The organism is Dyadobacter fanqingshengii, assembly GCF_023822005.2.
GTDB lineage: Bacteria > Bacteroidota > Bacteroidia > Cytophagales > Spirosomataceae > Dyadobacter > Dyadobacter fanqingshengii.
The window spans coordinates 6,127,775-6,153,303 of record NZ_CP098806.1 but is presented as its reverse complement, the minus strand read 5'-3'; the positions used below and the strand labels follow the sequence as shown (position 1 = coordinate 6,153,303).

The following is a 25,529-nucleotide window of genomic DNA, read 5'->3' as shown; positions in this document are numbered from 1 at the left end:
AACTGATCAGTGTTCAAAAATAGCCGAAGCAGTGACAAAGGCAATGACGGACACGACTATACCGAACATAAACACGTTGTAGGCAATGCGCAGTAACCTGTATTTTCTTCCCAATACAACACCCTGGGAATAGACGTCTTTGGTTAAACTTCCATACAAAAATTCGCGGTCGTTCATCATACGCTGCATGCCATTGGAATAGTCAGTGTATGACATGCGGTAGAAATTCCCGAAGAAAAGCAAATTCACATCCTTGGTATCAATGTCCTCCTGCGTAAACGTGCCGTGCGGGATCGTAGGGCGCGTGGAAAGGATGGAGAAAACCATTGTGACCATACAAACCGTGAGCAAAAGCATGGTTGGTACAATCAGATAGGTGTTGTCTTCCAGCTTGCGGATGAGGATGCTAAGCAGGACCGAAATGATAATGGACGTTGTCGTGATCATGATATGCGCCTTATTATCAGCCATATCGCTCAATCGCTGGTGGTTATTTGAACTGATCCGGAACATGGTTTCAATGCCTTTGTCCGGACGGTCATTCTTTATTTTTTTGATGTCCATGATTTCGGGCGCCGTTGCCGGTATAAAAGGCTGCGTTCCTGATTCAACGACAGGATTTTCTGCGATACTGAGCGTCTCCTCGGGTATGCCGGAATTTTCAAGCTCTTTTTCTTTCAGCTTTTCAATGTTCTTTCGCTTTTGCTTATCCAGCAGGTCGCGGCAATAATCCGTTTGGAAAGTGTGTGATTCCAGCAATGCTATGGTGCTTTTACGCCATTGCGCCTTATCCATTTTCTTTCCGGAACGCTGCTCGGCTTCCTTTCGCACAAGCTTGTTCCAGTCTGAAAACTCAGGCGTCCCAAAATGGAAAAGATCTGCATCACAGACAACCTGCTGCAAAAAGTTCTGCGGATTTTGAGGCCAAATGGTCGCTAAAATGCAACCTTCTACCTCGGCAATAACGCTCTCTTCAATTTCCTCGGAACGCAGGAAATCGGCGGCAAGCGCTGCCCCTCTTTGTTCATGACCCGCCGCTTCTCCCGTGCTGTAACCAGTGTCGTGGAACCAGGCTGCGGTTACTGCAATGAAGGTTTCTTTGTCTTCTAACCGGTAGTGATTGGCGATTTTAACCGCATTGGAAACAACAGCTTCGGTATGCACCAGATTATGGTAACTAAGTTGCGCCAGCTCTTTTGTACCAAAAAAATGATGGACATGATGCCTTACCTTATCGAGCCGATGGTTGTAATTCATAGAAATTCAATTTTGAATAGCGCATTAACATTGTAATCAGGACCACTCGGATTGGAGGTTAACCCCGATCCTGAGCGCCTTTAATCCGGTAACGCCCTGCAACTCTTCGAGATCAAGGAATTCCAGGTCATCATTTAAAGTCTTCTTTTCCTGCAAATACCGGATATAACCTACATATTCTTCAGCAGATTTACTATTAAAATAAACCAGCGCTATTTTTCCGGGCTGCGTAAGGCGCTCTCCGGTCCCTTTAATATGGACTTTATCGATGCGCTTCTTGATAACCTGATAGCGAATGTTATAGGCGCCTTCCACATCAAACCGGCGTTCATCATCGCGGAAACTAATGTCAATGCTGCTGGAATGGATAAAAATCAACTGCGTGGTTTGCAGCGGTTTGTCCATCTGATAGATCAGCGAATTTGTGATTTTGGCAATGGCTGCCATAGAAGTTAGCTGCCAGAGGCGGATGTTCTTGAGATATAATTCACTAAACTTTTTCTCGGGCTCAATGGACTGCCCGATGTAAATGTCATACTCAATCCCATCCGTCCTGAATTTTTCAAAATAACATGGGTAGGACTGCTGGATTTCTTTTCTGAACAGGTCCAGATAAAGGTTTACAGACGAATTGACCTTTTGCATGGAGGCTTCCAGCGCCCGTCTGTTCGAATAAGCGGCTCCGGTGTGTTCATCTGTTATTTCAAAATATTTGTCAATAACATCAACCAATTCCTCATTTTCATCATCGGAGGCACCCGCAACTGCCTGAAATGTTCTTGCTTCTTTGAAATGAACAAGGAACGGGTGCGCTTCATATTCCAGAAAATCGCGCACACGCATTTCGTCGCTGTCAGTGGAATCATTGTCAATTTCATCGATCCATTTTTTGCACTTATAGATCATTTCATCGGCCAGCCCAAACCCCAGTTTCTGCTTTAATATTGTAAAGGTTTCAATCAATAAGTCAAATTGTAAGTGCAAGTCGTCTCTCAGCGCAGCATTTCTTTCCAATGTGGAATTCCGGATATCAATGGCGCCGTAAAGTGGGTAAACATTCCGAAACTGGATATTTTCAATGGTTGGCGAAGGCATTTTCAGTGACTTATCGCGCAGGTAATGCCAGGCGGTTTCGCGAAATCTCCACTGCACCGCAGGCTGTAAGGATGTAAACTTTTCCCGGATCACATTATCGATCTCCACATTAAACTCGTCAATGTAATATTTCATCATTTGCCCGATGAAGGGAAGTGCAGCATCCAACCGCGCAAGCACACGCTCGTCAATCGCCTTTTGCGACTTGGAATACACTTCCAGCACACCAATGGCTTTGCTATCATAGTAAACCGGCAATAAAGCGTAAGACTCCACGCCATCGTTTCTCAGTATGCGGATGAAGTCTTGCTTACTTTCATCTTCCATCGCCAGGTTTCTCATAAACAGCACCTTAGGCGCCTGAAAGTATTGGTTGGCCATGGACAGATACATGTCTTCTGCCCTTTCGTCGGCAAGCGCAGCACTCATGAGCTTGCTGAAAAGCACGGTGCTCCGGTCAAAAACCAGCTTATTGTTCACACGCAACACGGGCAACAAGCCAAAATCAATGTCCGAGTTACAGGCCAGCATTTTCAAAGCATCTGTAACATTGCTGAAATACGTGTTGGCGTCGTAGGACGCCCGATCGAGTATTGCGCTTTTAATGTTATCCACCGCGTGCTCTGCCGTAACATCCGTGAATGTAATGACAGAAAAACCCTCAAACCTGAACATCGACAAAGGTAAGAGTCGGCTCAGGACGGTGATTTCATTGGATTCCTGCAACTCTTTCCGGATCTCCTCAAGATCCAGTTCGGGAAGACTTCCCTTGGCATATACGTCGGCAAAACGGGTGTCTAGATTTGCCCTGTAAAATCGTTTGAGGCCAGTCTTGTCGTCGTTCAGCGCGATAATGAGATCATTCTCGTGCAGGGGCGGAAAATGGTAAAGCCGTTCCAGAATAAACGAGTAAAGCTTTTTCATTTTCTGCTTCACATTGATCACGGTCTTATCCGCAATCTCGCACCGGACACAGCCCGAATTGTCTGTCATGAGCTTGTAAAAGCCTGACGTTCCGTAAAATACGACGGGACTAATCGGTGTGCTGAGTGCCCAAAAAACCTCATCTTCGTTTGTAACGGGTGGCATAAGCATGCCATAAACCAAACTTAACTCTTCTCTGAAATCCGCGATATCATTAATGTCAATGTCTGCGGAAAACGCCGGATTAGACCGAAGCCGGTCCAGCACCATAGAGAAGAATGTTTTTTTGACTGTTTGTTCCTGCCCTGCTTTCTCTTCCAGGAAGTTTATAAAATTCCTGAATGAAATGGAAGAATCAATTTTCTGGAGACCGTATGGTGCATCTTGGATTACATCAATAATAGTCGGTTCCATTATTATATTTTTTAAACGCGCTTACCTTCTGACGGTTGTCAAAATTCCGCGTTTTTTGTTAAACCCCAATGTTAAATTTTAAGTTACTCTTTTAAGACCGGTTCTTTAATTTTCTCTGTGACAGATGGTTTTATGATCATCCGAAGTGACTGATCTTTGGTAAAATAGGCCACCATCCAGTTATACAGGGTCTTGATCCGGTTCCGGTGATTAATCAGCGAGATCAGGTGTATGAAAAGCCATGCAAGCCACGCGATCACACCTTTGAAATGCAGTTTTGGCGATGGCATATCCACAACCGCTTTTGCGCGGCCAATGATGGCCATGGAGCCTTTATCGTGATATGCGAATGGTTTTAACGGCTGATGTTCTGCGGTTCTTCGGAAATTCTCTGCCAATGTTTTGCCTTGCTGGATCGCAACTTGGGCTACCTGCGGGTGACCGGTTGGAAAATTTGGGTCCGTTTGCTGCAGACACGCGTCGCCTATTGCATAAATATTGTAAGTGCCGATCAGCTTGTTATAAGCGTCCACCAGCATCCTCCGGCCGCGACCGTAAGCTTCCGGCGGAATGCCTTCGAACACCTTGCCCGTTACGCCTGCTGCCCAGATCAGTGTTTTGGCTTCAATACATTCACCTTCACTGAAACAGACCTTATCATCCACAAAATCGGAAACGTGCGTGTTAAGCTTGATTTTCACACCCAGCTTGCGCAACGCTTCGTAAGTGTCTTTCTGTGAGGCTACGCTCATGGGCGACAGCAACGCGTCGCCGCCATCGACCAGGTAAATTTCACTTCCTTTTCCGGCCAGCTCGGGATATTCTTTTCTTAAAATGCCGTTACGCATTTCGGCAAACATACCGGAAATTTCAACGCCCGTAGGCCCGCCGCCGGCAATAACAACAGTCAAAAGTTTCCTGACTTCCTCGGGATCTTCGGAAATCGTGGCTAGCTCCATTTGCTGCAACAGGCGATTCCGCATGCCAATGGCATCTTCGACGGTTTTCATGGGAGTAGCATTACGCTTGACATTCTCCATGCCGAAGAAATTGGTTTCTGCCCCGGTTGCGAAAACCAGGTAGTCATATTCAAGCTCTCCGTTTGAAAGGATGATCTTGTTTTCGGTGGTTACCACACTTTGCAACTCTCCCAGACGGAATGCTAAATTACCTTTTCCCCGGAAAAGCTTGCGGAACGGGTAACTAATGCTCGATGGCTCCAAAAAAGCCGTGGCAACCTGATAAATCAGCGGTGGAAAGAAATTATAATTGTTTTTATCGACGAGTGTTACCTCAAACTTATTGTTCTTGGCCAGGTCGAGCGCCAGGTTTACACCGGCAAACCCACCTCCTACGATTACAATTTTCATAATGCTTACTGTTTTTTAGGGGTAATGTTGTTAATTATTTGCTCCGCATTGATCGGCAACAGTCTGCATAGCCCCCCAGGTAAGATTATCAAATGAGGCACGCTAGGCCAGGCTGTCGGTCATTTTCCCCGATTTTTTCAAATATTTGATATATCCATAAACAAGACCCAGAAAGACGCCAATGCCTATGAAAAGCCTCACGCGCGTTTCGCTGTCGGGAGTAAGCTCGGGATATCTGAACAGTATGATGGCCGTGATCCCCATTAACCAGACGAACAACGTGTTATATTCCTTTAAAATCCATCGTTTGTAATTAAAACGCATATCATTGAATGTCTCCGACATGCCACTGAAGTTGATGATCCACCTGTTTACTTTCCTGCAATAATTGTCAAAATCAGCGCCGAACTTGTTGCGTAAAAAGTTCTCTTCCGCCAGCACGATCGCCTGATATATGAACAAAAATGACGGCATAACAATGCCCACATATACCAAAGAATTCGATAAAATCCCTACACCCAGCAACATTAGGATATTTCCAACATAAAGCGGATTGCGGCAATGTTTGAAAATGCCTTCCGTCACCAGTTTTTCAGCATAAACCCTCCGGTCGCGCCCGCCGCGGATAATGTACGCAAGACCAATGGTTATGCCCCGGATGATCTCCCCGGAAAAAGTCACCAATAAGCCTAGAATGATTGGAAACAGATAATATTTTTCTCCAAAATGCTCTGGCTTGAACAATAATGGTGAGGGCAGGAATAGCAACAGATAAAGAAAAATAAACAAAATATTCCTGAACCTGAAAAAGAAATTACCAATTGTGACCATCATTTTTTATAAGCGATTAGACCTGAAAAATTATACCATTTGAAGAAAGTTTCACAATCTCCAAAGCCCGTTTCTTTCAATAAAAGCAGATTTTCAGATAGCTTATATGGAATGAGAACGTTTTCCAGGGCCTCCCGTTTCTGCGAAATTTCCATCTCGCTATAATGGTTACGGCGCTTATAATTGTAATAATATTTGATAAAATCACGATTGAAAACGGTGCTTTCTGCCAGCACTTTTTCGACCAGCAACAGCACACCTCCGGGGTTAAGCCCTTCGTAAATATTGCGCAGTAACCGCTCTCTGTAAAGTGGCCTTACAAATTGCAATGTCAGGCAAAGGATCACAACGGAAGCATTCTTGATCGGCAGCTTCTCGTGCAAATCGCCCGTAACGAGTTCGTATGGACGCACAAAACCTGCTTCCTTTAACTTCACATCACATTTGTCAAGCATTTCGGTCGACTCGTCGATCCCGATGAACCGGATATCCGACGGGATGAGCTTGTCTATCTCGATCATTGTGGTGCCCGTGGAGCATCCCAAATCATATACAAAACTTCCTTCCCTGACGTGATCCGCCGCAATTTCTCCCAGCATGCGCTGCATTTCGTTGTAAAACGGGACTGATCTGCTGACCATGTCGTCAAAAACTTTTACAACTGTTGTCCCGAATTTAAAATCCGACACTTTGGTAATTTCATCTTTGAAAACATTGTCCTGTTCGGGTTGCGGTGTCTCTGTCATACTTGGTTAGGTTTTATCGGGATTTTGCGGTTAAATATCTTTTGATCAAAAACCCTGCCATAAGCCGATAATGGCACTGACACGGAATTTGTCCTTAAAACTGACAAATAAAACACAAAATCCACCCGCTAACAGCATCACTTAAAGATTTTCGCAATCTTAAACCGGTTTAATCCGCTGCACCACAGTTTTCCCGGTAGCCGTTTCAGTTCCTTTCAGTTCAATATAAACTACATTGGGAGACCAGAACGTCCCACCGTCGATATGGATAAAAACCCGGCTCAGGATGCACTCCTTCTTATTTATATTCGCATAAACATGATACTCATTCTTGCTGTCCTTCCGCAGATAGAGCGGCATTTTCGAGTATGCAACCGACCGTAGTTCGTAGGTGGAATTTCCGATGGACTTGGAGTTAATCCCGTAAGCAAACTTTCTCTGCAGGTAATTGAGATCCCTCTTCTCGCCTCCATCGGTATATCTGATCCAGAACGCGTCGACAGGGTTCTTCTGACTTAACCGGCCCTGTTCGTCCATGTTAAGGTGATAAATAATGGTATTCGCATTGGGGTCACGCTGAATGTAGAAAAGTAATCCGGGGATATTCTTTGGTACTGGAAACTCATCGGGTTCGCTAGCGGAAACCTTTGAAATTTCATGAGCAGAATGACTTACTGAATACGAACACAGCAGCAGGCTAAAAGCCAGCATTATACTAACTGCGTTTTTCATGACTATTGTTGAGTACTATTGATAAATTGCCTGGGCAATCATTTCGCGGTCACATTCACCATATTGGAGCACTTCTTCAACCATTGCGGCATTTCCCGAAAATGGTCCGGACGATTGTATTTTCAAAGTAGCCATAGCTGCTCCGAATTCACCCGCTTCCTGGATATCAGCTCCCTGAATTTTTTTACTCAGATAACCCGCCATATAGGTGTCACCGCAGCCGGTCGCATCCACGATCGCCGTTGGCTTATAAGCTGGAATCCTGAAAAAATCATTGTCTTTATAGATCAGTGAGCCTTTACTGCCCAGTGTGATAATTACTTCTTTTACACCAAGGTCCGCCAGATATTCGGCGCCCTTGCGCACGTCGCTGGTGCCTGTCACCACTTCCATTTCAAACTCATTGGCTTTGAGGATCGAAACATGCGGAAGCGCTTCTTTTTTGTCGGCCCAGTCTTTATACAAAACCTTCCGGTCTTTTACATATCTCAGATAACCCTGAATATCCAGTGAAACCGTTCCCTTTTGAGCCAGCGATTTCAACAGATCCACAGAAATATCATCGGAAAGCAAAGGACCCAAATGAAATATCCGCGACTCAATGTCAGGCATTTGCGCGGTGGTGAACGGGGCGGCTTTGTGCAGCACATTCTGCTCGCGGTGATCCTGATTGGCACTGTAGATATTTTCGAAGTAAACAGTGTGTTCGCTCGGTTGCGAGAAGACCTGAATGTTTTCGTCTCTCAATGCGGATACGATATGGTTTTCTTTTTCTGCCAGCGCCGTCACCAGCATGTAGTCCACATCAAAGTGCCTGAGCGCCTTCGAAAAGTAGAACGACGTGCCGCCGGGCATGTATTTGACAGACTGGGCAGTTACCACTTTATCCAAAGTAATGTGCCCTATGGTACAAATGTCGTACATCTTCATTTTCAATTTAATTTTATCAAGGCTTGTGTCGGTGCCCGATAAAAGTTGACAACTAACCCCAAATTGTAATTGTGTCCGCTATTTGGGCAAAATCGGTAATCTCAACATCCGCCTCCGAAACTTTCAAATTCGAATCATCGGCTTCATCCCATCCTTTCACATTCAGCCAGATTGTTTTGCAGCCTAATGACCTGGCCGGCTGAATATCCTTGGAATACGAATCCCCGATCACGACACATTCCTGAGGAGGCAGCGCCAGCTTATCAATTCCGAGCTGATAAATTTGCGGGTTGGGCTTCCGGACGCCAACAACGGCAGATTCAACAACAGCCTGGAAATAATGTGCAATGCCGAAATCCTGCAGAACATGATTGATGTTTCCGTAAAAATTGGAAACCATCACGAGCGGGTATTTTTGCGCCAGTTGTGCCAAAACAGGCGCGGCTTTTTCAACAGTAGTGTGTGCAAAACGGTTACATTCGCTGGCTATCGCCTCAATGGCCCCATCATTTAATTCAAATCCCTTTTCTCGCAAAAAGCTGAATTGCTGTTCAACTTTTAAAAACAAAACGTCATAGAATACGTGATGCGGTTCAATGATCGGTTTGATTGCCAGAGCTCTCTCGCCGTATTTGTATGCCTCTGCAAATGCGTCCCGATCCACATTTACCTGGTTACGCTGGTAACTTTCCCACAAAACATTAGCCCAATGCAGGCCGTTGGTATCGATCGTACCACCGTAATCAAATAAAATTCCTTTAATCATACGCGCTTCGGCTTTCCGCATGCAGCTTCCGGCCTTTATTGAATTCAAAAATATTAAGTCAAAATCTCGCTGATAGGTGATTGCCACCAGGCAATCTAATCAGCCAAAACGGCTTCTTCCTTTACCTTCACCTTTTTACTCATCAACGCTAAACCAACGATGATCCAGAAAATTTCCCGGATCCGCATCACGATCCCGATGAAGATGCCTTGTGATGCTGCGAAACCCACGCTGCTTAATGCAAGTGCAAGTCCGCCTTCCCTTGTGCCCAATTGCATCGGGAAAAAGAAAATCAGGTTGGCAAAGAGCGACGATCCCGAACTGATGATCAGCGATTCCGACAAGGACATTCCTAAACCAATGGCGTGAGCGGTGAAAAAGATCTCTGCGCAACCAATGACCCTTGCGGTGAATTCATAGAACAACGACAAGTAAAAAATGTTTCTCCTTTCGGCATATAAAATGCGGATCTGGTCGTCTACCTCGTATAATGTTTCTGAGTTTTTTAGTGCAAATGCCCTGGCTTTGGTTTTTATAAAAGGGATCTTTTCCAAAAGGCGGAATGTGCTTACGGTAAAACCTTTTTTATAAACATTGATAAACCAATATCCTAAAACCAGCCCCGTAACCAATAGAATCCCGCAACCCGCCAGCATTACATTATTCAATGGCACCACGGCGACGATCAAAACGATAGAAGCCAGCCAGAAAATAACGTGCGAAAACATATGCATTAGGCTGTAAAGCAGCACCGAAGATGTGGCTTTCTGGATTCCTAATGCGGGTTTCAGTTCCAATATCCGGTAAGGCTCGCCGCCTAACGCGACAAACGGCGTAATGTAATTGATCGCATATCCCGAGATGGTCAGCTTCAAGACAGACCAAAATGAAAGATTGCTTTCAGGCAAATTCGGCTCCCGGATAATCGACCGGAAAGCAAGCGCATTCAGGACGTAAATTACCAGCCAGCTCCCGATGACCGGGATAAACCAGATGCCTGTCCTGTTAATGTTTTCCCAAATCACAAGCGGCCCCGTGCCATAGATCATATATCCTAGCGACAGAATGCCTATGGCCATGAAAAGGGCTTTATACGCCTTGGAATTCATTCGTTTTTTCAGTCAAAATCTTTTGATAAAAATAACGGCTCACCTTTTCCTGGTTCACGATCATGTAGATCAGGATGGGGTTAAGAACAAACATATCGAAGAAGAAATAAATCCAAGATTGGTCCAAAAACAGCCAAAGAAACAGGAATAGCACCCTTGTATTGAACTGGACAATATTGGTATACTTCATCAATGGCTTGTTATGCGCCCTAAAATCGGTGACCAGATCTTTCGGCAAACCTGTTTTATATTTTTCACGAACCAGGCTTAGCAACTTCTGCAATTGCGGTGAAAAGCTTTCCTGTAACTTAGTATAGTTCAGATAAGTGCGGGCGATGAATTTCATTCCAAAATCCGATTTCCAACTTAGGTTGTCATATTCAGCCTGCAAGTCGCGGCTGTTGTCCAGCTCGCTTCCCGAAGTTCCTTTGATAAAAAACAAATGCACATTCCGGTAATAATCAGCCATCGCCGACTGCACCACGTGCGACGCTCCTGCGAGCACACCCGGCACCCAGATCCACGCGCTCCAACCCTCGTTCATGCTCCTGAGGCAGATCGCAATGTGAATGGCAATAAACCAGAAATCACCCGCAGCACCATCCAAAATCCGTCCTAACCGGCTCTTGTCATTCGTCATCCGCGCCAGCTGACCGTCCGCGCTGTCCAGCGAATTGGCAAAAACCAGCAGCAACATCCCGATCACATTGATCCATAGCTCCTGATAATAAAACAGGATCCCGGCCGCGACGCCGAAGAAAATGCTGATAATGGTCACCGGATTGGGCCTTAACCCTATTTTGGCACAAAACAATGCAATCTGATACCCAATGGGCCGGTAAAACCAAATGTCGATCTGCTCTTCCGTATCATTGGATTTCAGCGAACTTTCAAATGCTGAAAGTTCAGGTTCAGTATTGGTCGTTTCGGGGCGCTTTCTAACTGGATCCATTAATTGCTTTTTGTAAATTTCTCGTAAATCATACGGGCAATGTGGCCTGCGGCCTGATCACGGCATGGCGCGAAACTGGGCCAGTCATTTAAATCAATAATGCCGAAACTGCCGTCTTTGCCGATAATGGCGTCACCGCCGTAAACATCTATTCCAACCACTCCCGCCGCTTCTGTTGCGACGTTTTTCAATTTATCTGCATCGAAAGCATAGTAAGCCGAATTGCCGTTAATGTTTTGATATTCAACGTATTTATGATGGTTGTTATCATATGGATAAAACCAAAAGAAAAAGTCTGTTCCGCGCACGCCATAAAATTTCACCAGGTCGCCGATCAAATGTTTACTGATCACGGCATCGGGTATATCACGCAATGCATATTCCCGCAAAATTTCCCTGGCCTCCTCACGCGACGCTGCGAATGACACGTCTTCCTTGTGAATAGCGTGAAAATCGCCCCTTTTAATCCAATAACCTTTACCGGTAATTGCATCAAAAACCTCGTCACCCAGATAGTCCGTTGGCACAATGTAACTTTCGGCGACCGGAATGTTGTTCAGGTTCAATGCGTTGGTCAGGTTCGTCCGAAAGCAATTTTCGATGCCAAATGCTGAGTTAATAACCTGTGCACCATTTTCTTCCAAAGCCTGCAGTTTTTTGACTACTTCTTTCTGGCGGGCCATTGTGAAGATCTTTTGCTCGGTAATGTTTTCGTTTTGTAAAAAATCGTCTTCAAAACTGATCCGCACTTTGCATCCCATTTTCTCTAATTCCTTTGCTGTCAAAGAAAAAATCGCATCATCATTTCCAATGTGGTTAGGCGAGAACTTGCGGTTCCTGGGAACGCCTAAAATGTTTAATTCACTCATTTACGCTGCGGCAGATAATATGCTCCTGCCTTTATTTGGTGTCTGTTACTCAATATATTTTAAATCAAACAGCAGTTTCGGGGCTTAAAAAAAGCTCGGCTGTTTTAATATCCTGCACGTGGTCTACATCCACAATTTTCGAGAACGGATAAGCTTTCAGATGAATGCCACTTTCCAGCAACTGGCGCTGAAAATTGCGCATCCGGCTTACACCATTGTTTACGGCCTCGCTTACCAGCGCAATAGCTTCTTTTCTGAGGCAATAGATTCCGCCAGAAACGAACGTGGTTTGCGTTGTGTTTGTATCCGTGAATGCGGTAATGTTCGCCGCATGGTCCACTGTTACATATAACGGGCTTTCGTCGTCTATGAAGCTTGTTACCGCCATAAGGCCGCCCAGTTCTTTACTGCCTGCGAACTCCTGAATGTAGGCGGTGAATTCGTCTTCTTTAAAAACCGTGTCTGTTGTTGTCAGGCAAATGGCTTCCAGTTCCGGATCGCTTCCCAGCAGTTCGAAAACGCTATGCAGCGAACTCGGTGTTGATTTTTTCACGATCTGAATCGGCAATGTCAGGCTCAGTTCGGACAAGTGACTTTCCAGGGCGGCTGACTCTTCGTTGATAATGATCATGATCTTTTCCGCCTTGTTGCGCATAAAGATCCCTATCAGCCTGTCTATCAGCATTTCTCCATAAAGTGTCACCATTGGTTTGGGAAGCGGAAAGCCCTCCTTTGCCAAACGTGATCCTTCTCCGGCCGCTATAATTGCGTAATTCATATATAATTGGTGTCGTATTTTTTTGTCCTCCTTAAAAATCAAGCCGGAACCGCGCTCTTATCCCCCATTCCGAAACATTCGGGTTGTCCAGATAAGTAAAACGTTTCACGAGATCGACTCTTAGCAGCTTGAAAATATTCGCTACGCCGACGCTTCCCTCAATGTAAGGTTCGCGCGACAATGTATAGCTGATCGGCTTACCGTTCTCATCCACCGGAAAGCGGAAGAGTCCGGGATTGTTTGTAGGATTGTTCTCATCCCTAAGTCCGCCCATCAACCCTTTGAAGCTGAAAACTTCTCTCAGTTTCAGTTTTTTCAACAGTGGTATTTTATTAAAAATGAATCCGTTCATGTAATACTGCACGTCCAGGCTGGCATAATGATCACTCACAAATTCCAGGAAGTTCATCAGGTTATAGCTGTTGAGCTGGTAAGCGTAAGTCTGGTTGGCGCGGTGGATGGACAGCAGCGGGAACAGCACGTTGCTTCCGAAAATGTAATTTCCCTCAGCCGTGACGTCCGCATAACCAAACTGCGACAGGTAAACACGCTTGGCAATGTTAGCTGAAACGTTGTGATAACGGTTTTGCCCTTCAAAAACACCTTTCAAACCTGCATTATAGCGCAATGTGAAAATCGGATATTTGTTAATGATCGGCGTCCGATACAGTTTTCCCTGATAATATTGCTCATGCGGTGCATAGCGCAGTTCCAGGTTTGCTTCTGTGTTGCTCAGGCCGCCTACATTCTCTAAAACGCCTTCACTATCAAGCTTTTCGTATCGCAGAATCCCGGCGGGTGTTTGTCTCCAGTTCGTAAAACCGATCTTATAAGAAAAGCGGCTTTCGAACTCGCGGACATATTCCAGCTTGTATACATCATTGTAAAGCCAGCGGTTGTTATCGCCTCTTTTGAATGATAAAAGGAAGTTATCTTCTTGCACAAACTGCAAATCCTGTCCCGGGATCTTGGTATCACGCTGGTAACTGGCGCGGATGTAATTCAGAGGAAAGTGGTAAACGGATTTGTTATTGAATGAATAAGTGCCGCTCAAAAAATACTTCCATCTCTGGTCTTTGAAACCGTAAGCCGCATAAGTTTCCAGATAGAAGCGCTTGCTGAAATCCGTTGTAGTCCGTCCGCCAAAACGCAGCCTGAAACCTTCGACCGGGTTGAAACTGTAAAACGTGTTCACCGGTCCTACTTCCACTTTTCCAAACGATTTATAACCGGACAAGAAAAGCGTGGCAATGTCCATAGTCCTGCGGAATGACGGAATGGTCTGCAGCGTATCCACATTTCTGTAAATATTCAGCTCCATTTTTTCCAGAGGCAAGTGCCGCGCGCCAGCCCAGAATGCTTCACCCGAATTTGTACTCGGATTGAAAGCAACTTCTTCTCTTGGCCCACTGTAAACGCTGTCGGGCCGACTTTGGTTAATGGTGTAGTTTTTGAAATTTACCACACGCTGACCGTAAAAACCTGCATTCTTCTCGCCCAGGGCGAACTCCATTCCCAGTGTCGTCTTGGTCGGGTGATAGCGCCCGTCCGGTCCTTTTTCATATTCCAGACGCGCTTCGAGGTCACGCATGAAATTGAGGTTAATGTCTTTGTTGACAGTCAGATAGGCATTTTGAACTCCATAATTTCCGTCCAATGTGATAAACAGCTTACCTTCGAAAAGCATGTCTGTTTTATTTCTCGGCACAAAACCCAATTCAACCAGCCACGGCGTTTCTGTCTTGATCGTATCGCGAATGAAGAACTTGTAGAATGTCGGCGCGGAATTCGCGATAGGGCTTAATAACAGGTTTGTAGCAATTGAAATGTCATTTTCGTAAAGATTTACATCTTCGTATAACCTGTTGAAATAAGCACTCAGACCATCATTATCAACAAATTTTGAGTCAAATTCCGCTCTTCTGTTGGCCAGCACCCATTGTTTTTTGGTATAAGGGTTTTTGCGGAAATAAACCTGCGATAGCTTTTCCTGAATGTAAGCAGGCAACATATTCTTGCCACCCATTGCCGTCGAATCCTGATCCTCAAAAAGGAATTGGTAATTCTTGAAAATGCGCTTCTCCTTGAAATTGTCTGACAGGTTGCTCAGTGCAAACGAGATTTTTTCATATTGCTCGTACTCAACAAAGTCGCTGGCGGCCATCTTGTTCTGGTCCTTGTGCGCAATCACCTCACGGATCAGTTGAACGGCAGGATTGTCTTTGTTTCTGTAACGTCCCCTTCCCTTAATGGTCACTTCTTTCAACATGGAAGCATCCACCGCCATTTTCACATTGATCACCTGATCAATGCCGGGTGTGATGGGTTTTTCAATGCTGAGATATCCTACGTATGTGAATTTTACGGTTTTGTAATCTTCACGCAATGTCATCGCATATTTTCCGTCTGCGTCGGAAGCTGTTCCCATGGTTGTTCCCGGGATCAGGACGGACACGAAAGGCAATGTTTCGCCTGTTTTTGCGTCGGTGACGGTTCCTTTAATTGTGGTGCTTTGCGCTATGGCTGTTCCGGAAAAGGTCTGTGCAAGACAGATAACCAGGAAAAGTTTTAACCATACCGACTTATTTATTGTTTTCATTGTTGAACTTCATAACGTTATTTTTCATGTTTCCCTCGCGGGGGTGCTTTACCCTGGCGCTACGCTTGGTGCTCCATCGGGAATGGCTTTACTTTACAGCCACTTATTTTCTTTGTACCAAATTAAGGTCTCCTGCATGCCCTGTCGCAAGTCGTATTGCGGTGTATAGTGCAGGCTGTTTCTGGCTGCCTCTATGCTGCAGATCCAGTTGGAAGCTGTGAGCTCTTTCAGTTTTTCCTTATTCAAAACCGGGGTTACGGAAGTAAATCCATATATAAAATCCAGGAACCCTGCCATGAACCTCACCAAAAACAAAGGTAAATGTGCCCTGAATATGTTTTTACCACTGATTTCCCGGAACCGGTCGGCGAATGCGTAACGGTCGTAGGCTTGTCCGTCGGAAATATTGTATACTGAGGTTTCGCGCTGGCTTTCCAGCATTGCGGCCATTGTGGCGGCCACAAGATCTTTCACATAAACGAAGCTCAGCCGTTGCGGGCCTTTGCCTATGTATGCATCCAATCCTTTGTTCAGTGTTTTGAAAAGAATAAACAAATCCTTTTCACCGGGACCATAAACGGCAGTCGGACGGATAATGGTGAGCGGTAAGCCGCTTACTTGTTCGAGATACTGCTCGGCAAGCAATTTACTTTTGCCATAATCGGTCACAGGAATGGGTAATGTATCCTCCGTAATAAGCTGTTGCTCAGCGTAAGCAAGCGGGCCAATGGCGGCCAGGCTGCTCAGAAAAACAAAACGCTTCAAAGGAATATTGGCTGACATTGCGGCCTGCGCCAGATGCAGGGAATATTCTGCATTGACTTTGTTATAAACGGCCGTTTTCTTCGCCTTCGTCACTCCTGCTGCATGGATAATGTAGGAATAGCCTCCATTTTCCAGTAATTCTTTCAAGGAATCCCTTGACTCAAAATTGGTATTCACAAACGTCAGCGGGCCTTTTCCGTTCTTTTCCAAATCGCTTTGCAGCTTTTTCAGAAAGGTCAGGTCGCTGGAAGGCCTTACTGCTGCGTGCACTTCCATGCCTGCTTCCAGTGCAGCTTCAACCAGGTGAAAACCTATGAAACCGCTGGCCCCCGTTATGAATACTTTCTCTTTCATATTGCCTTTTCCAACAATCTGTACCGTTTGTACAGCTTTCCGTTGATTTGCTCAATGGCGTGGTTCATCAGATAATTTTCTTCCAGCATCCACGAACATTCCCCACCTGTGACTTTTGTACCGTAAGTATTTTTAATGATATGGCCATATAAACAGGCTTCAATGCCCATTTTGCGATATCCTTCAATTACACCCAATGTGAGTACGCGGATGCGGGTTATATTTTTTTTACCAAACAGGAGTTTAAAAATTCCGGTCGGCAACAAACGTCCTCTTTTGATCTTGATCTGGATCTGGTTAATGTCCGGGATACCCAACACAAAACCCACCAGCTTGTTATCCTTTTCTGCAACGAGGCAGAAGTTTGGGTCGAGGATCAACTTCAAGTCAGCAGCCAGGTAATCAAATTCCTTTTCGGTCATCGGAACAAAGCCCAGATTCTTGTCCCAGGCGCTGTTGTAAATTTCCCTGATCTTGGCTACCTCGTTTTTGAAATCCTTCAAATTGATCTTGCGAATCGTAATGCCGCTTCTTTTCAACCGTCCTTCCAATGCTTCGATTAATCTTACTGACTTGTCATTGGCCTCGTTCACATTGATCTCATAAGCAAGCAGATCCGTCTTTTTGGTCAAACCTGTTTTTTCAAGCAAGGGAACGTAGTAAGGCGGATTGTAAGGCATCATTGCCATCGGCGGTTTGTCGTAACCTTCGATCAGCAGTCCTGCCGTATCATTTGTCGACAAGTTTACCGGCCCGATCAGCGTATTCGCTCCTTTTTCCTTCACCCAATCCGACGCCTGCTTAATCAGCAGATCGACTGTTTCCTGGTCATTGATCGTGTCAAAAAAACCAAAGAACCCGTCGTTCCTATTTGTAAACGCATTGTGATTGCGGTTGTAAATGGCCGCAACGCGTCCCACGATCTTGTCTCCATCATAAGCCAGGAATAGCTGAACTACCGAATGTTCATAAAAAGGATGTTTCTTCGGCGTAAGCATATCCCGTTGTGCTATAAACAGTTCCGGAACATAATTGGGATCTTCCTTATATAATTCATGAGGAAAATCGATGAACAATTCCAGTTCCTTGGGAGAGTTTACGTGGGCAATGCGCTTCATAGTTTTGCGGTAACAGCTTCGGGACAGATCTGACGATAAATTTTTGCCATCTTATCAACTGCTTCTTCAATCTGGCTGAATGTGTGCGTTGCCATCAGCGAGAAACGGATCAATGAATGTTCCGGCCGAACCGCTGGCGAAACAACCGGATTTACAAATACGCCATCTTCCTGCAACAGCTTTGTCATCAGGAATGTCTTCTCATTATCGCGGATGTAAACCGGTAAAATCGGACTTTCTGTTTTTCCCAGATCAAAACCATTGACCAGCAGCAACTCTTTTGCATATCTTGTATTGGCCCAAAGGCGCTCAATATGATGCGGCTCGGACTCAATGATATCCAATGCTGCCAATGTGCTTCCAACTGCTGCCGGCGTCATACTTGCACTGAACATCAGTGAACGCGCGCGGTGTTTCAGGTAATCGATCGTAGCTGCGTCTCCGGCGATAAAGCCGCCTAACGATGCCAGCGATTTACTGAATGTGCCCATGATCAGGTCTGTGGTTTCGGTTAAGCCGAAGTAGGACGCTGTTCCTGCCCCATTCTTTCCGATCACACCCAAACTATGCGCGTCATCAACCAAAACCGAAGCGTCAAATTCTGCCGCGATGGCATTCAGTTCAGGAAGTTTCACAATGTCTCCTTCCATGCTGAAAATCCCGTCCGTAGCGATCAGCTTCACGGCTTCCTCAGGCAAAAGACTCAGTTTTTTTCTGAGGTCCTTCATGTCGTTGTGCGCATATTTGATCACCTTGGAAAAAGACAAACGGCTTCCGTCAATGATGGAAGCATGATCGCTTTCGTCCAGGATCAGATAATCATTGCGGCCGGTAAGGCTTGACAATGCGCCCAGATTGGCCTGGTAACCTGTGCTGAAAAGCACTGAGGCTTCCTTTCCGGTATATAATGCAAGCCTTCTCTCCAGTTCTTCATGGATGTCCAGCGTTCCATTCAGGAACCGGGATCCGGCACATCCGCTTCCGTATTTCTGAATGGCTTTTTGAGATGACTCGATAATGTAAGGATGCGAGGTCAGTCCCAGATATGAATTTGATCCAAACATGAGGACCGGCTTTCCATTGATGATAACTTCCGTGTCTTGCCCGGATTCGATGGGGCGGAAGTAAGGGTAAAGACCTTTGGATCGAATGATAGCCGCGTCTTTAAATTCGGCGATGCGCTTATTTAATTTTTTACCCATAAGTAATTAATGTCAGAATCAACAGCTTCTTTTAGTGGGGTGCCTGTTGGCTTAAAGCCGAGGCTGTGGGGTGATCAGAGTGATCAGTTGGTATTGTAGTGTTTATTTTCCATGCTAATTTTTTTAGAACTTGAGTTTGATAAAAATGTCAGTTTCGCCTGTCAGCGCCTTCAATTATCCTGTTCTTAAACTACTATCCGGCCTCAACAATTTACCGGAATTTATCTACTGGCATTCAAAGTTAAAAGGTAAACCCGATACCTGCCATACTAGTTCATCAAATCACCTATTCATTTTGCATTTTACCGTTAACATGAAAAAAAACTTTTTGCACTTTTTACCCTTCCAGCCGCTAAAATGTCAAGTTCTGACCAACTTTGTTTTCAGTATTTCAAAAATGGGCACTTCCTCAAACAGGTATTTTTTCATGTTAACGTTTATTCCGGCTAAGCTTCCTCAACCACTATACTTTTGGTTACCGGGCGAGAACGGAATCTGAATGAAGCCCACTTTTCACCAACCCTGTCAACCAGATAATACATCATTGGTACCAGATAGATGGTTAAAAGCATTGAGCTGGTCAACCCGCCAATTAAAACCCATGCCAGCGAGTTTTTCCACTCCGCACCTGCTCCTGTTGCCGTTGCAATAGGCACCATTCCGATCACCATCGCAATGGTTGTCATTAAAATCGGCCTGAGACGCTCTTCACCGGCAATCAAAATCGCTTCCCTGAACGGCACGCCTAGCTCTTTTTGCTGATTGGCAAAGTCCACGATCAGAATTGCATTTTTAACTACAAGCCCAATCAGCATCAGCATCCCCAAAAGAGCGAAAATACCGATGTTTGACGACGATAATGCGAGAGCCAAAAGTGCCCCGACAACGGCAACCGGGATGGAGAACAATACGACAAGCGGATAAACAAAACTATCGTAGAGCAACACCATGATAAAGTATACCAAAACCAGCCCCGCAAGCATCGCCAGACCTAACGAACCAAAACCTTCGCTCTGGTTTTTCGCATCACCTCCCCAAGTCAATATAACGTCAGACGGAAGAGGCTTTTCGATTAAGCCCTGCTGAATATTGCTCACCAATGTTCCCGATCCAATCCCTAATGTATTAGCGGTCACCGTCACGGATGAACGACGGTTTTTCCGCTCTACAATCGACGGCCCGTTGCTCAGGCTTACGTTCGCGAACTCGGCCAGGCGCACCGGACGTTTCGCAGCCGGACTGTAAAAGTTTATATTTTTGACATCATCCGGATTCTTACGGTCGAATGCATCCAGCATAATGCGGATCTCGTAATCTTCACCGCCATCCCTGTATTTTGAATCGTCATTTCCCGCGAAAGCATTCTGCATGGTTGCGCCTACGGTCTGAATGTCCAGCCCAAGTTTCGCCATTTTTTCACGGTCTATTTCGACCCTTACTTCCGGGTTACCGGCTTCCACGGACACATTCACGTCGTTAGCACCCGGTGTTTTTCTTAATCTGTTGGCGAGATCATTGGCCGATACAAGGATTTTATCCAGATCATCACCACTCAAAAAGATCTCGATCGGAGAAGCACCTGAGTTTACCATCCCTACGGCTGCTGAATTGAATTCAATGCCTGCAAACTTCTGTTCCAACTCTTTACGCACGGAAAGCATGTAATCCTCAGTCGGTTGTGCATTGGCGCGTTCGTCTGCCGGGATTAATTCGACGGTCAATTCCGTTCTGTTTGTTTCGCCGCGCCCGGAGCTGTTCAACCCTGTGCTCGCTCCGCCTACGTTGGCAAAGATCGTTTTTACCTCAGGTTTTTTTCTCAAATAATCCTCTATCTGTCTGGAAGTAAGGTTATTCTGTTGCAAAGAAGCGCTTTTGTCCAATTTCATGGTTAGCAAAAACTTGCCCTGATCACCTTCTGCAACGAACTCGGAACCGATAATTCCTAAACTCATCACCCAAACCGTCATCCCGAATATTGCTACCAGAATTCCTGAAAATGCGAGCTTATGACCCAAAACCCACTGCAAACTGCCGTGATACCATTTGGTCATTTTAGTAAGTCCTTTTTCAAACCATAATAAGAAGGCCTGAACGGGATTTTTCGGATCTAAATGCTCTATCCGCGCCATTTTGGAAGTCATCCAGGGCGTAAGCGTGAAACTTACGAGCAAGCTGACCATTGTTGCAAATGCAACTGTTAAGCTGAATTGACGAAGCAAATCGGCGATAACCGAGTTTACGAATGTGATCGGAACAAAAACCACCACAATCACGAGCGTGATCGCCAATGCTGCAAATCCGATTTCGGTAACGCCTTCTATGGTCGCGTCCCAGCGATTTTTACCCATTTCCAGATGTCGCTGAATGTTTTCCAGGATTACAATGGAGTCGTCGACCAGGATCCCGATCACCAGCGAAAGTGCCAGTAATGTCATCAGGTTCAGCGAGTAACCCATTAAATACATGAAAAGGAAAGCCGCGATCAATGATGCCGGAACCGACACCATGACAATGAATGCGTTTCTGAAACTGTGCAGGAACAAAAGCATCACCGCCGCCACCAGGATCACCGCGATGATCAAGTCATGCGTTACAGCCTCAACCGATTCCAATGTGAAAATGCTGCTGTCATAAGCGATCGCAAATTTTACTTTGTCCTTCGCATTTGTTTTTTCTATTTCCGAAAGCTTCGCCTGAATGGATTTACTGATTTCCACCGCATTCGCATCCGATTGCTTTTTTACAAATAACCCGATCCCGTTGACGCCATTATAACGGCTGATGCTCTCTGCGTCCGTAAGACCGTCAGTGATGTTGGCTACATCGCCTACCCGGATTGGGCTGCCGGTTACGGGCGAAGTGATCACCAGATTTCTTATATCGTCAATAGAAGTAAACTTCCCGGCGAGGCGCAATGTCATGTTTTCGCTTGTGCTCTTTACTTTTCCTGTCGGGAAGTCGAGATTAGCCTGGTTAATGGCCTGCGTGACCTGCAATAGCGATAAACCGTAAAAGTTAAGCTTGTCATTATTTACATTTACACGGATCTCACGCTGATCGCCACCGGTCATTGTGATTTCGGCAACGCCTTCGATCTGCGTTAGTATGGGCAGATATTTATCTTCAACTTGCTGGTAAAACACTTCATTAGGCAAGCTTGAAGTGGCAAGCAGCTGCATAATAGGCTGGTCGCTAGGTGAGATTTTAGACAAAGAAGGCGTTTCCGCATCGTCGGGCAAATCGCTCAGCATGTTGTTCACATCGCGCTGCGCATCTTCCAATGCTTTGTCAATGTCCGTTCCTGCCTTGAATTCTACGATAACGAGCGACGCGCTTTCAAGCGACTTGGAAGTGACTTCCTTAATGTTGTCCAGCCCTGAAACGGCATCTTCGATCTTCTTGCTCACTTCGGATTCCACTTCCGTTGGAGCCGCGCCTGGATAAACCGTTGTGATTGTGATTGTTGGCACTGAAAACTCCGGCAACAGCATGTAATTCAGCTGTGTGTAGGAAACGAGCCCCCCGAGGATCAGCACTGCGAACAGCACGATAATCATCGACGGACGTTTTAATATGGTTTGAATAAATTTCATGTTTTCTCTGGCTAATATGGGTTATTGTGCAATAACAGAAGTGCCGTTTTGCAGATTGATCTGGCCACTGGTAACCACTTTGTCGCCTGCTTTCAGTCCTTTTGTGATCTCATAAAATTCATTGGTCGTGGCTCCGATGCCTACATCACGCAACTTGGCTTTGCCATTTTCCACCACATAAACCTGCGGCTGCTTTGCAGAACCGGTGATCGCCTGACGGGGAATGGCCAGCGCTTCGCCTTTCAGTTCGGCAGCATTGGCGATAGAACCGTACATGCCTGCTTTTAATGGATTTTTCTGAGAATTCTGAACCGTAATCTCAACCGGATAATTATGCGCATCGTCACCTTCTGCGCTTACCATGGTCACTTTTCCGCTGAAATTGGCGTCGGGATAAACGTCTGTTTTAATGCCAATCGTTTTGCCGTTGCGGAATTCATTCACTGATTTTTCGGGAATGTTCACCACCAGTTTCAACAGCGAAATGTCTGTTATTTCTGCCATCGGCGTTCCTATACTCACTACTGAACCCTTTTCAACCATTTTCGCTGTTACTATGCCCGAAAACGGTGCGATAATGTTCGTGTTGCTAACCTGTTTTTTCAATTGTTTGATCTGCGCTTCGGTGCTGCGAATGCTCAGTTGCGTTCTTTCCAGGTTTACAGCCGGAACCGCATCGCCTTTTACAAGCACTTCGTATCTTTTCAAATCATTCTGATAACCTTCCAATGTAACCTGCGCAGCCTCAATCTGATAACGCAGCTGCTCATCATCCAGCTTGGCGATCAATTGTCCTGCTTTTACAAACTGCCCTTCCTGAATGTTCAGGCGAACGATTTCACCGCCTGCTTGCGGACGGATTTCCACTTTCCGGTTAGGAGTAAAAGATCCCAAAAAGGATGCTTCCTGCGACAATCGCCGTATTTCTGCGACGGCAACTCTTACACCTACTTTGGGATCTGTGTCGGGTATGTAAACTTTCTGTGCTGTTTTTTCTTTGTTGTCCAGCAATTTTGCCGCAGTAAGTCCGATGCCGGCAATCACGGCTAAAAATATAAGTAAGCGTTTCATAATCTTGATGTTAATGTTTAGTACAGAAGTAATTGAGTATCTTATTTTTGTATTAATGATCCGGTCGCTTTCTTCCATTCCAGCTCGGCCTTCAGCAATTGAACCAGAGAAGTCAGATAGTTGCTTTGCGCGTCGAGGTTGCTGTTTTCGGCTTGAATTACATCCGTCAGCGAAACCGTTCCTTCCTTGAATTGCAGCTGGATCTGCTTATAGACTCTTTCTGCAAGCGCAACCTGGTCTTTTCTGGCATTAATGTTCCTTTGCTCCACAGCAAATTTGTTCCGCGCATTGGCTTCTTCCATAGCTATGGACTCTTTCACTTGCCGCAGCTGCACATTCAATTTCTCATTATCAATCTGATTCTGACTCCTTTTCGCCCTTCTGGCCATTCCGTCAAAAACACTCCAGTTCAGCTGCAAACCAGCCCAATAACCGGGCACATCCTGGAAGGTTGAATTCTCCCCAGCCTTGGCATAAAAAGCCATATTAGCTGTTCCGTAAGCGTTTACAGTGGGGATAAATCCAGACTTAATGTTCTTGTCCTGCAACTCATTCAAATCGCGTTGCTTTTGCAATAAAGCTACATCCGTGCGCTTTAACTCGGCATCCTGAGACTGCGAGGGAAGCGAAACATCACTGACGCTAACCGCTATACGCATTTGCTCTGACTGAGGCGTTCCGGTGTAATATTTCAGCAAGTTTACCAATTGGTTGTAGTTGTCTTTCAATGTTTCCAGCTGCGTTTCCGTAGTGGTTTTATTGATCAAAATCCTGTCCACATCCACGCGCTGACCCAATTTGTTCTGATAAAGCAGATCGGAAACTTTGTACATCCGGTCCAACGAGATAAGGTTGCTGTCCAGAAAAGCCATTTGCTGCACAACAGTTACGAGATTGTAATAAGCGTCGGTAACATTATAAGCCACATCTTCCTTGGTTTTGACCGTGCTTAATGAGGTCAGTTCCCGGTTAAGATTAGCCGCTTTCAATGCATATTTTATAGATGGATTGTACAGATTTTGAGTCACTTGCGCCGTGGTAGACAAGTTGTAGGGCAAGCCAAAAGCCAATGTGCTGTACTGACCTTCCGGTCCGCCAAATGCACTTGCAGGCACCACCTGGCCGGGAATTTTGAAATAGCGTTTGTAATCTCCCGAAACATTCACACTGGGAAGCAGCGCGGATTTCACTTCGTCGATTTTCGCATTCGTTTTTCTTTCATCCATTCTGGCGGACTGAATGCTAAAATCATTTTTCATGGCTAATTCTAAGAGTTGCGGCAGCGAAAATTCCTGCGCCTGAGTGCTGCCCAGTGCCAAAAAAGACAATAGGGCTGCGATATGAAATTTTAATTTCATGGCTAAATTCAAGTAAATGTTTATTTTAAATGTTTGTTTAAACCAGGGCCAAAAAAATTTAACCGATTACCAGATAACTGCAAATCATTTCCTTAATGTGCTCTTTTTGTGTTTCGGCAAATTTTTCAAAGTCCTCGTCTGTCATATTGTACAATTTCTTGTGAATCGGTTTAGCCAGATAGATGAACTCGACCGAACATTTGATCAGCGGCAGCAAGTTTTGCAGACGCATATCCCTGATCGTTCCCTCGGCAATGCCTTCTTCGAGCTGCTGGGTGAAATAGGTTTCCTGTAACTGCTTGAAATGTGACATTCCGGTAAACAAGCGATCCGGCTCTTTGTGGATTTCATTCATAATGAAAATAACCATATCCGGCTCGTTTTTCATCATTGCGAAATCATGCTCAATCATTTCCGAGATCTTTTCCTTAATGCCGATCTTCTTATTTAGTATTTCAATAGTGTTGTTGAAATACATGGCAAACACTTCACTGAAAATCTCTAAAAACAGCTTCTCTTTACTCCTGAAATAATAATTGGTCAATGCAATATTCATGTCAGCTTCGCGGGCAATGTCGCGCGACGTGGTTCCGTCAAAGCCTTTTTTCAGAAAAACCCTCCTCGCCGCATCCTTGATCTTATCCTCACTTTTTTCCGTAATACACTTCACTTGCTTATCCTATTTAAATTTCTGTC

General features: G+C 45.3%; 20 protein-coding genes. All 20 read right to left on the bottom strand.

Annotated elements, in window-relative coordinates; all coding sequences use genetic code 11:
- Positions 1-6 precede the first annotated feature (6 nt).
- Positions 7-1,257: a Pycsar system effector family protein gene (locus NFI81_RS25820; protein ID WP_234615535.1), complete on the bottom strand. Its 1,251-nt coding sequence runs from the start codon at positions 1,255-1,257 to the stop codon at positions 7-9.
- Between the two features lie 36 nt (positions 1,258-1,293).
- Positions 1,294-3,690 carry a GAF domain-containing protein gene (locus NFI81_RS25815; protein ID WP_234615536.1) on the bottom strand — a complete coding sequence of 799 codons (2,397 nt, stop codon included), beginning with the start codon at positions 3,688-3,690 and terminating at the stop codon, positions 1,294-1,296.
- An 83-nt stretch (positions 3,691-3,773) separates the two neighbouring features.
- Positions 3,774-5,060, bottom strand: a complete 1,287-nt coding sequence (locus NFI81_RS25810; protein ID WP_234615537.1) for an NAD(P)/FAD-dependent oxidoreductase — start codon at positions 5,058-5,060, stop codon at positions 3,774-3,776.
- A 102-nt stretch (positions 5,061-5,162) separates the two neighbouring features.
- Positions 5,163-5,894, bottom strand: coding sequence for a methyltransferase family protein (locus NFI81_RS25805; RefSeq protein WP_234615538.1), 732 nt, complete (start codon positions 5,892-5,894; stop codon positions 5,163-5,165).
- On the bottom strand, positions 5,891-6,637 hold the full coding sequence (cmoA, locus tag NFI81_RS25800; protein ID WP_234615539.1) for a carboxy-S-adenosyl-L-methionine synthase CmoA: 747 nt from the start codon (positions 6,635-6,637) through the stop codon (positions 5,891-5,893). Before cmoA ends, NFI81_RS25805 begins: the two co-directional genes overlap by 4 nt.
- Positions 6,638-6,796: 159 nt before the next feature.
- The gene (locus tag NFI81_RS25795; RefSeq protein ID WP_234615540.1) at positions 6,797-7,369 is read right to left on the bottom strand and encodes a DUF4833 domain-containing protein; all 573 of its coding nucleotides are present in this window, start codon (positions 7,367-7,369) and stop codon (positions 6,797-6,799) included.
- A 15-nt stretch (positions 7,370-7,384) separates the two neighbouring features.
- Positions 7,385-8,299 carry a PfkB family carbohydrate kinase gene (locus NFI81_RS25790; protein ID WP_234615541.1) on the bottom strand — a complete coding sequence of 305 codons (915 nt, stop codon included), beginning with the start codon at positions 8,297-8,299 and terminating at the stop codon, positions 7,385-7,387.
- 52 nt (positions 8,300-8,351) lie between these two features.
- Positions 8,352-9,065, bottom strand: coding sequence for an HAD family hydrolase (locus NFI81_RS25785; protein WP_254410603.1), 714 nt, complete (start codon positions 9,063-9,065; stop codon positions 8,352-8,354).
- A 95-nt stretch (positions 9,066-9,160) separates the two neighbouring features.
- Positions 9,161-10,174: a lysylphosphatidylglycerol synthase transmembrane domain-containing protein gene (locus NFI81_RS25780; protein WP_234615543.1), complete on the bottom strand. Its 1,014-nt coding sequence runs from the start codon at positions 10,172-10,174 to the stop codon at positions 9,161-9,163.
- On the bottom strand, positions 10,155-11,126 hold the full coding sequence (locus NFI81_RS25775) for a CDP-alcohol phosphatidyltransferase family protein (protein ID WP_234615544.1): 972 nt from the start codon (positions 11,124-11,126) through the stop codon (positions 10,155-10,157). Before NFI81_RS25775 ends, NFI81_RS25780 begins: the two co-directional genes overlap by 20 nt.
- On the bottom strand, positions 11,126-11,995 hold the full coding sequence (locus NFI81_RS25770; protein WP_234615545.1) for a hypothetical protein: 870 nt from the start codon (positions 11,993-11,995) through the stop codon (positions 11,126-11,128). The genes NFI81_RS25775 and NFI81_RS25770 overlap by 1 nt, the downstream gene beginning before the upstream one ends.
- Positions 11,996-12,059: 64 nt before the next feature.
- Positions 12,060-12,773, bottom strand: a complete 714-nt coding sequence (locus NFI81_RS25765; RefSeq protein ID WP_234615546.1) for a nucleotidyltransferase family protein — start codon at positions 12,771-12,773, stop codon at positions 12,060-12,062.
- A 31-nt stretch (positions 12,774-12,804) separates the two neighbouring features.
- On the bottom strand, positions 12,805-15,372 hold the full coding sequence (locus NFI81_RS25760) for a DUF5686 and carboxypeptidase-like regulatory domain-containing protein (RefSeq protein ID WP_234615547.1): 2,568 nt from the start codon (positions 15,370-15,372) through the stop codon (positions 12,805-12,807).
- 93 nt (positions 15,373-15,465) lie between these two features.
- The gene (locus tag NFI81_RS25755) at positions 15,466-16,491 is read right to left on the bottom strand and encodes an NAD-dependent epimerase/dehydratase family protein (protein ID WP_234615548.1); all 1,026 of its coding nucleotides are present in this window, start codon (positions 16,489-16,491) and stop codon (positions 15,466-15,468) included.
- On the bottom strand, positions 16,488-17,609 hold the full coding sequence (locus NFI81_RS25750; RefSeq protein WP_234615549.1) for a GNAT family N-acetyltransferase: 1,122 nt from the start codon (positions 17,607-17,609) through the stop codon (positions 16,488-16,490). The genes NFI81_RS25755 and NFI81_RS25750 overlap by 4 nt, the downstream gene beginning before the upstream one ends.
- Positions 17,606-18,811, bottom strand: a complete 1,206-nt coding sequence (spt, locus tag NFI81_RS25745) for a serine palmitoyltransferase (protein WP_234615550.1) — start codon at positions 18,809-18,811, stop codon at positions 17,606-17,608. The genes NFI81_RS25750 and spt overlap by 4 nt, the downstream gene beginning before the upstream one ends.
- A 446-nt stretch (positions 18,812-19,257) precedes the next feature.
- Positions 19,258-22,404, bottom strand: coding sequence for an efflux RND transporter permease subunit (locus NFI81_RS25740; RefSeq protein WP_234615551.1), 3,147 nt, complete (start codon positions 22,402-22,404; stop codon positions 19,258-19,260).
- Positions 22,405-22,425: 21 nt separating this feature from the next.
- Positions 22,426-23,475, bottom strand: coding sequence for an efflux RND transporter periplasmic adaptor subunit (locus NFI81_RS25735; protein ID WP_234615552.1), 1,050 nt, complete (start codon positions 23,473-23,475; stop codon positions 22,426-22,428).
- Positions 23,476-23,516: 41 nt separating this feature from the next.
- On the bottom strand, positions 23,517-24,833 hold the full coding sequence (locus NFI81_RS25730; protein ID WP_234615553.1) for a TolC family protein: 1,317 nt from the start codon (positions 24,831-24,833) through the stop codon (positions 23,517-23,519).
- Between the two features lie 58 nt (positions 24,834-24,891).
- Positions 24,892-25,503, bottom strand: coding sequence for a TetR/AcrR family transcriptional regulator (locus NFI81_RS25725; protein ID WP_234615554.1), 612 nt, complete (start codon positions 25,501-25,503; stop codon positions 24,892-24,894).
- Between the last annotated feature and the right edge of the window lie 26 nt (positions 25,504-25,529).

What these genes read in the sequence shown, in the direction of transcription:
- NFI81_RS25780 (WP_234615543.1), bottom strand. Translation starts at nt 10,174, where the DNA reads ATGAATTCCAAGGCGTATAAAGCCCTTTTCATGGCCATAGGCATTCTG.
- NFI81_RS25770 (WP_234615545.1), bottom strand. Translation starts at nt 11,995, where the DNA reads ATGAGTGAATTAAACATTTTAGGCGTTCCCAGGAACCGCAAGTTCTCG.
- NFI81_RS25755 (WP_234615548.1), bottom strand. Translation starts at nt 16,491, where the DNA reads ATGAAAGAGAAAGTATTCATAACGGGGGCCAGCGGTTTCATAGGTTTT.
- NFI81_RS25740 (WP_234615551.1), bottom strand. Translation starts at nt 22,404, where the DNA reads ATGAAATTTATTCAAACCATATTAAAACGTCCGTCGATGATTATCGTG.
- NFI81_RS25810 (WP_234615537.1), bottom strand. Translation starts at nt 5,060, where the DNA reads ATGAAAATTGTAATCGTAGGAGGTGGGTTTGCCGGTGTAAACCTGGCG.
- NFI81_RS25795 (WP_234615540.1), bottom strand. Translation starts at nt 7,369, where the DNA reads ATGAAAAACGCAGTTAGTATAATGCTGGCTTTTAGCCTGCTGCTGTGT.
- NFI81_RS25775 (WP_234615544.1), bottom strand. Translation starts at nt 11,126, where the DNA reads ATGGATCCAGTTAGAAAGCGCCCCGAAACGACCAATACTGAACCTGAA.
- NFI81_RS25760 (WP_234615547.1), bottom strand. Translation starts at nt 15,372, where the DNA reads ATGAAAACAATAAATAAGTCGGTATGGTTAAAACTTTTCCTGGTTATC.
- NFI81_RS25730 (WP_234615553.1), bottom strand. Translation starts at nt 24,833, where the DNA reads ATGAAATTAAAATTTCATATCGCAGCCCTATTGTCTTTTTTGGCACTG.
- NFI81_RS25815 (WP_234615536.1), bottom strand. Translation starts at nt 3,690, where the DNA reads ATGGAACCGACTATTATTGATGTAATCCAAGATGCACCATACGGTCTC.
- NFI81_RS25820 (WP_234615535.1), bottom strand. Translation starts at nt 1,257, where the DNA reads ATGAATTACAACCATCGGCTCGATAAGGTAAGGCATCATGTCCATCAT.
- NFI81_RS25805 (WP_234615538.1), bottom strand. Translation starts at nt 5,894, where the DNA reads ATGATGGTCACAATTGGTAATTTCTTTTTCAGGTTCAGGAATATTTTG.
- spt (WP_234615550.1), bottom strand. Translation starts at nt 18,811, where the DNA reads ATGGGTAAAAAATTAAATAAGCGCATCGCCGAATTTAAAGACGCGGCT.
- cmoA (WP_234615539.1), bottom strand. Translation starts at nt 6,637, where the DNA reads ATGACAGAGACACCGCAACCCGAACAGGACAATGTTTTCAAAGATGAA.
- NFI81_RS25750 (WP_234615549.1), bottom strand. Translation starts at nt 17,609, where the DNA reads ATGAAGCGCATTGCCCACGTAAACTCTCCCAAGGAACTGGAATTGTTC.
- NFI81_RS25785 (WP_254410603.1), bottom strand. Translation starts at nt 9,065, where the DNA reads ATGATTAAAGGAATTTTATTTGATTACGGTGGTACGATCGATACCAAC.
- NFI81_RS25765 (WP_234615546.1), bottom strand. Translation starts at nt 12,773, where the DNA reads ATGAATTACGCAATTATAGCGGCCGGAGAAGGATCACGTTTGGCAAAG.
- NFI81_RS25790 (WP_234615541.1), bottom strand. Translation starts at nt 8,299, where the DNA reads ATGAAGATGTACGACATTTGTACCATAGGGCACATTACTTTGGATAAA.
- NFI81_RS25735 (WP_234615552.1), bottom strand. Translation starts at nt 23,475, where the DNA reads ATGAAACGCTTACTTATATTTTTAGCCGTGATTGCCGGCATCGGACTT.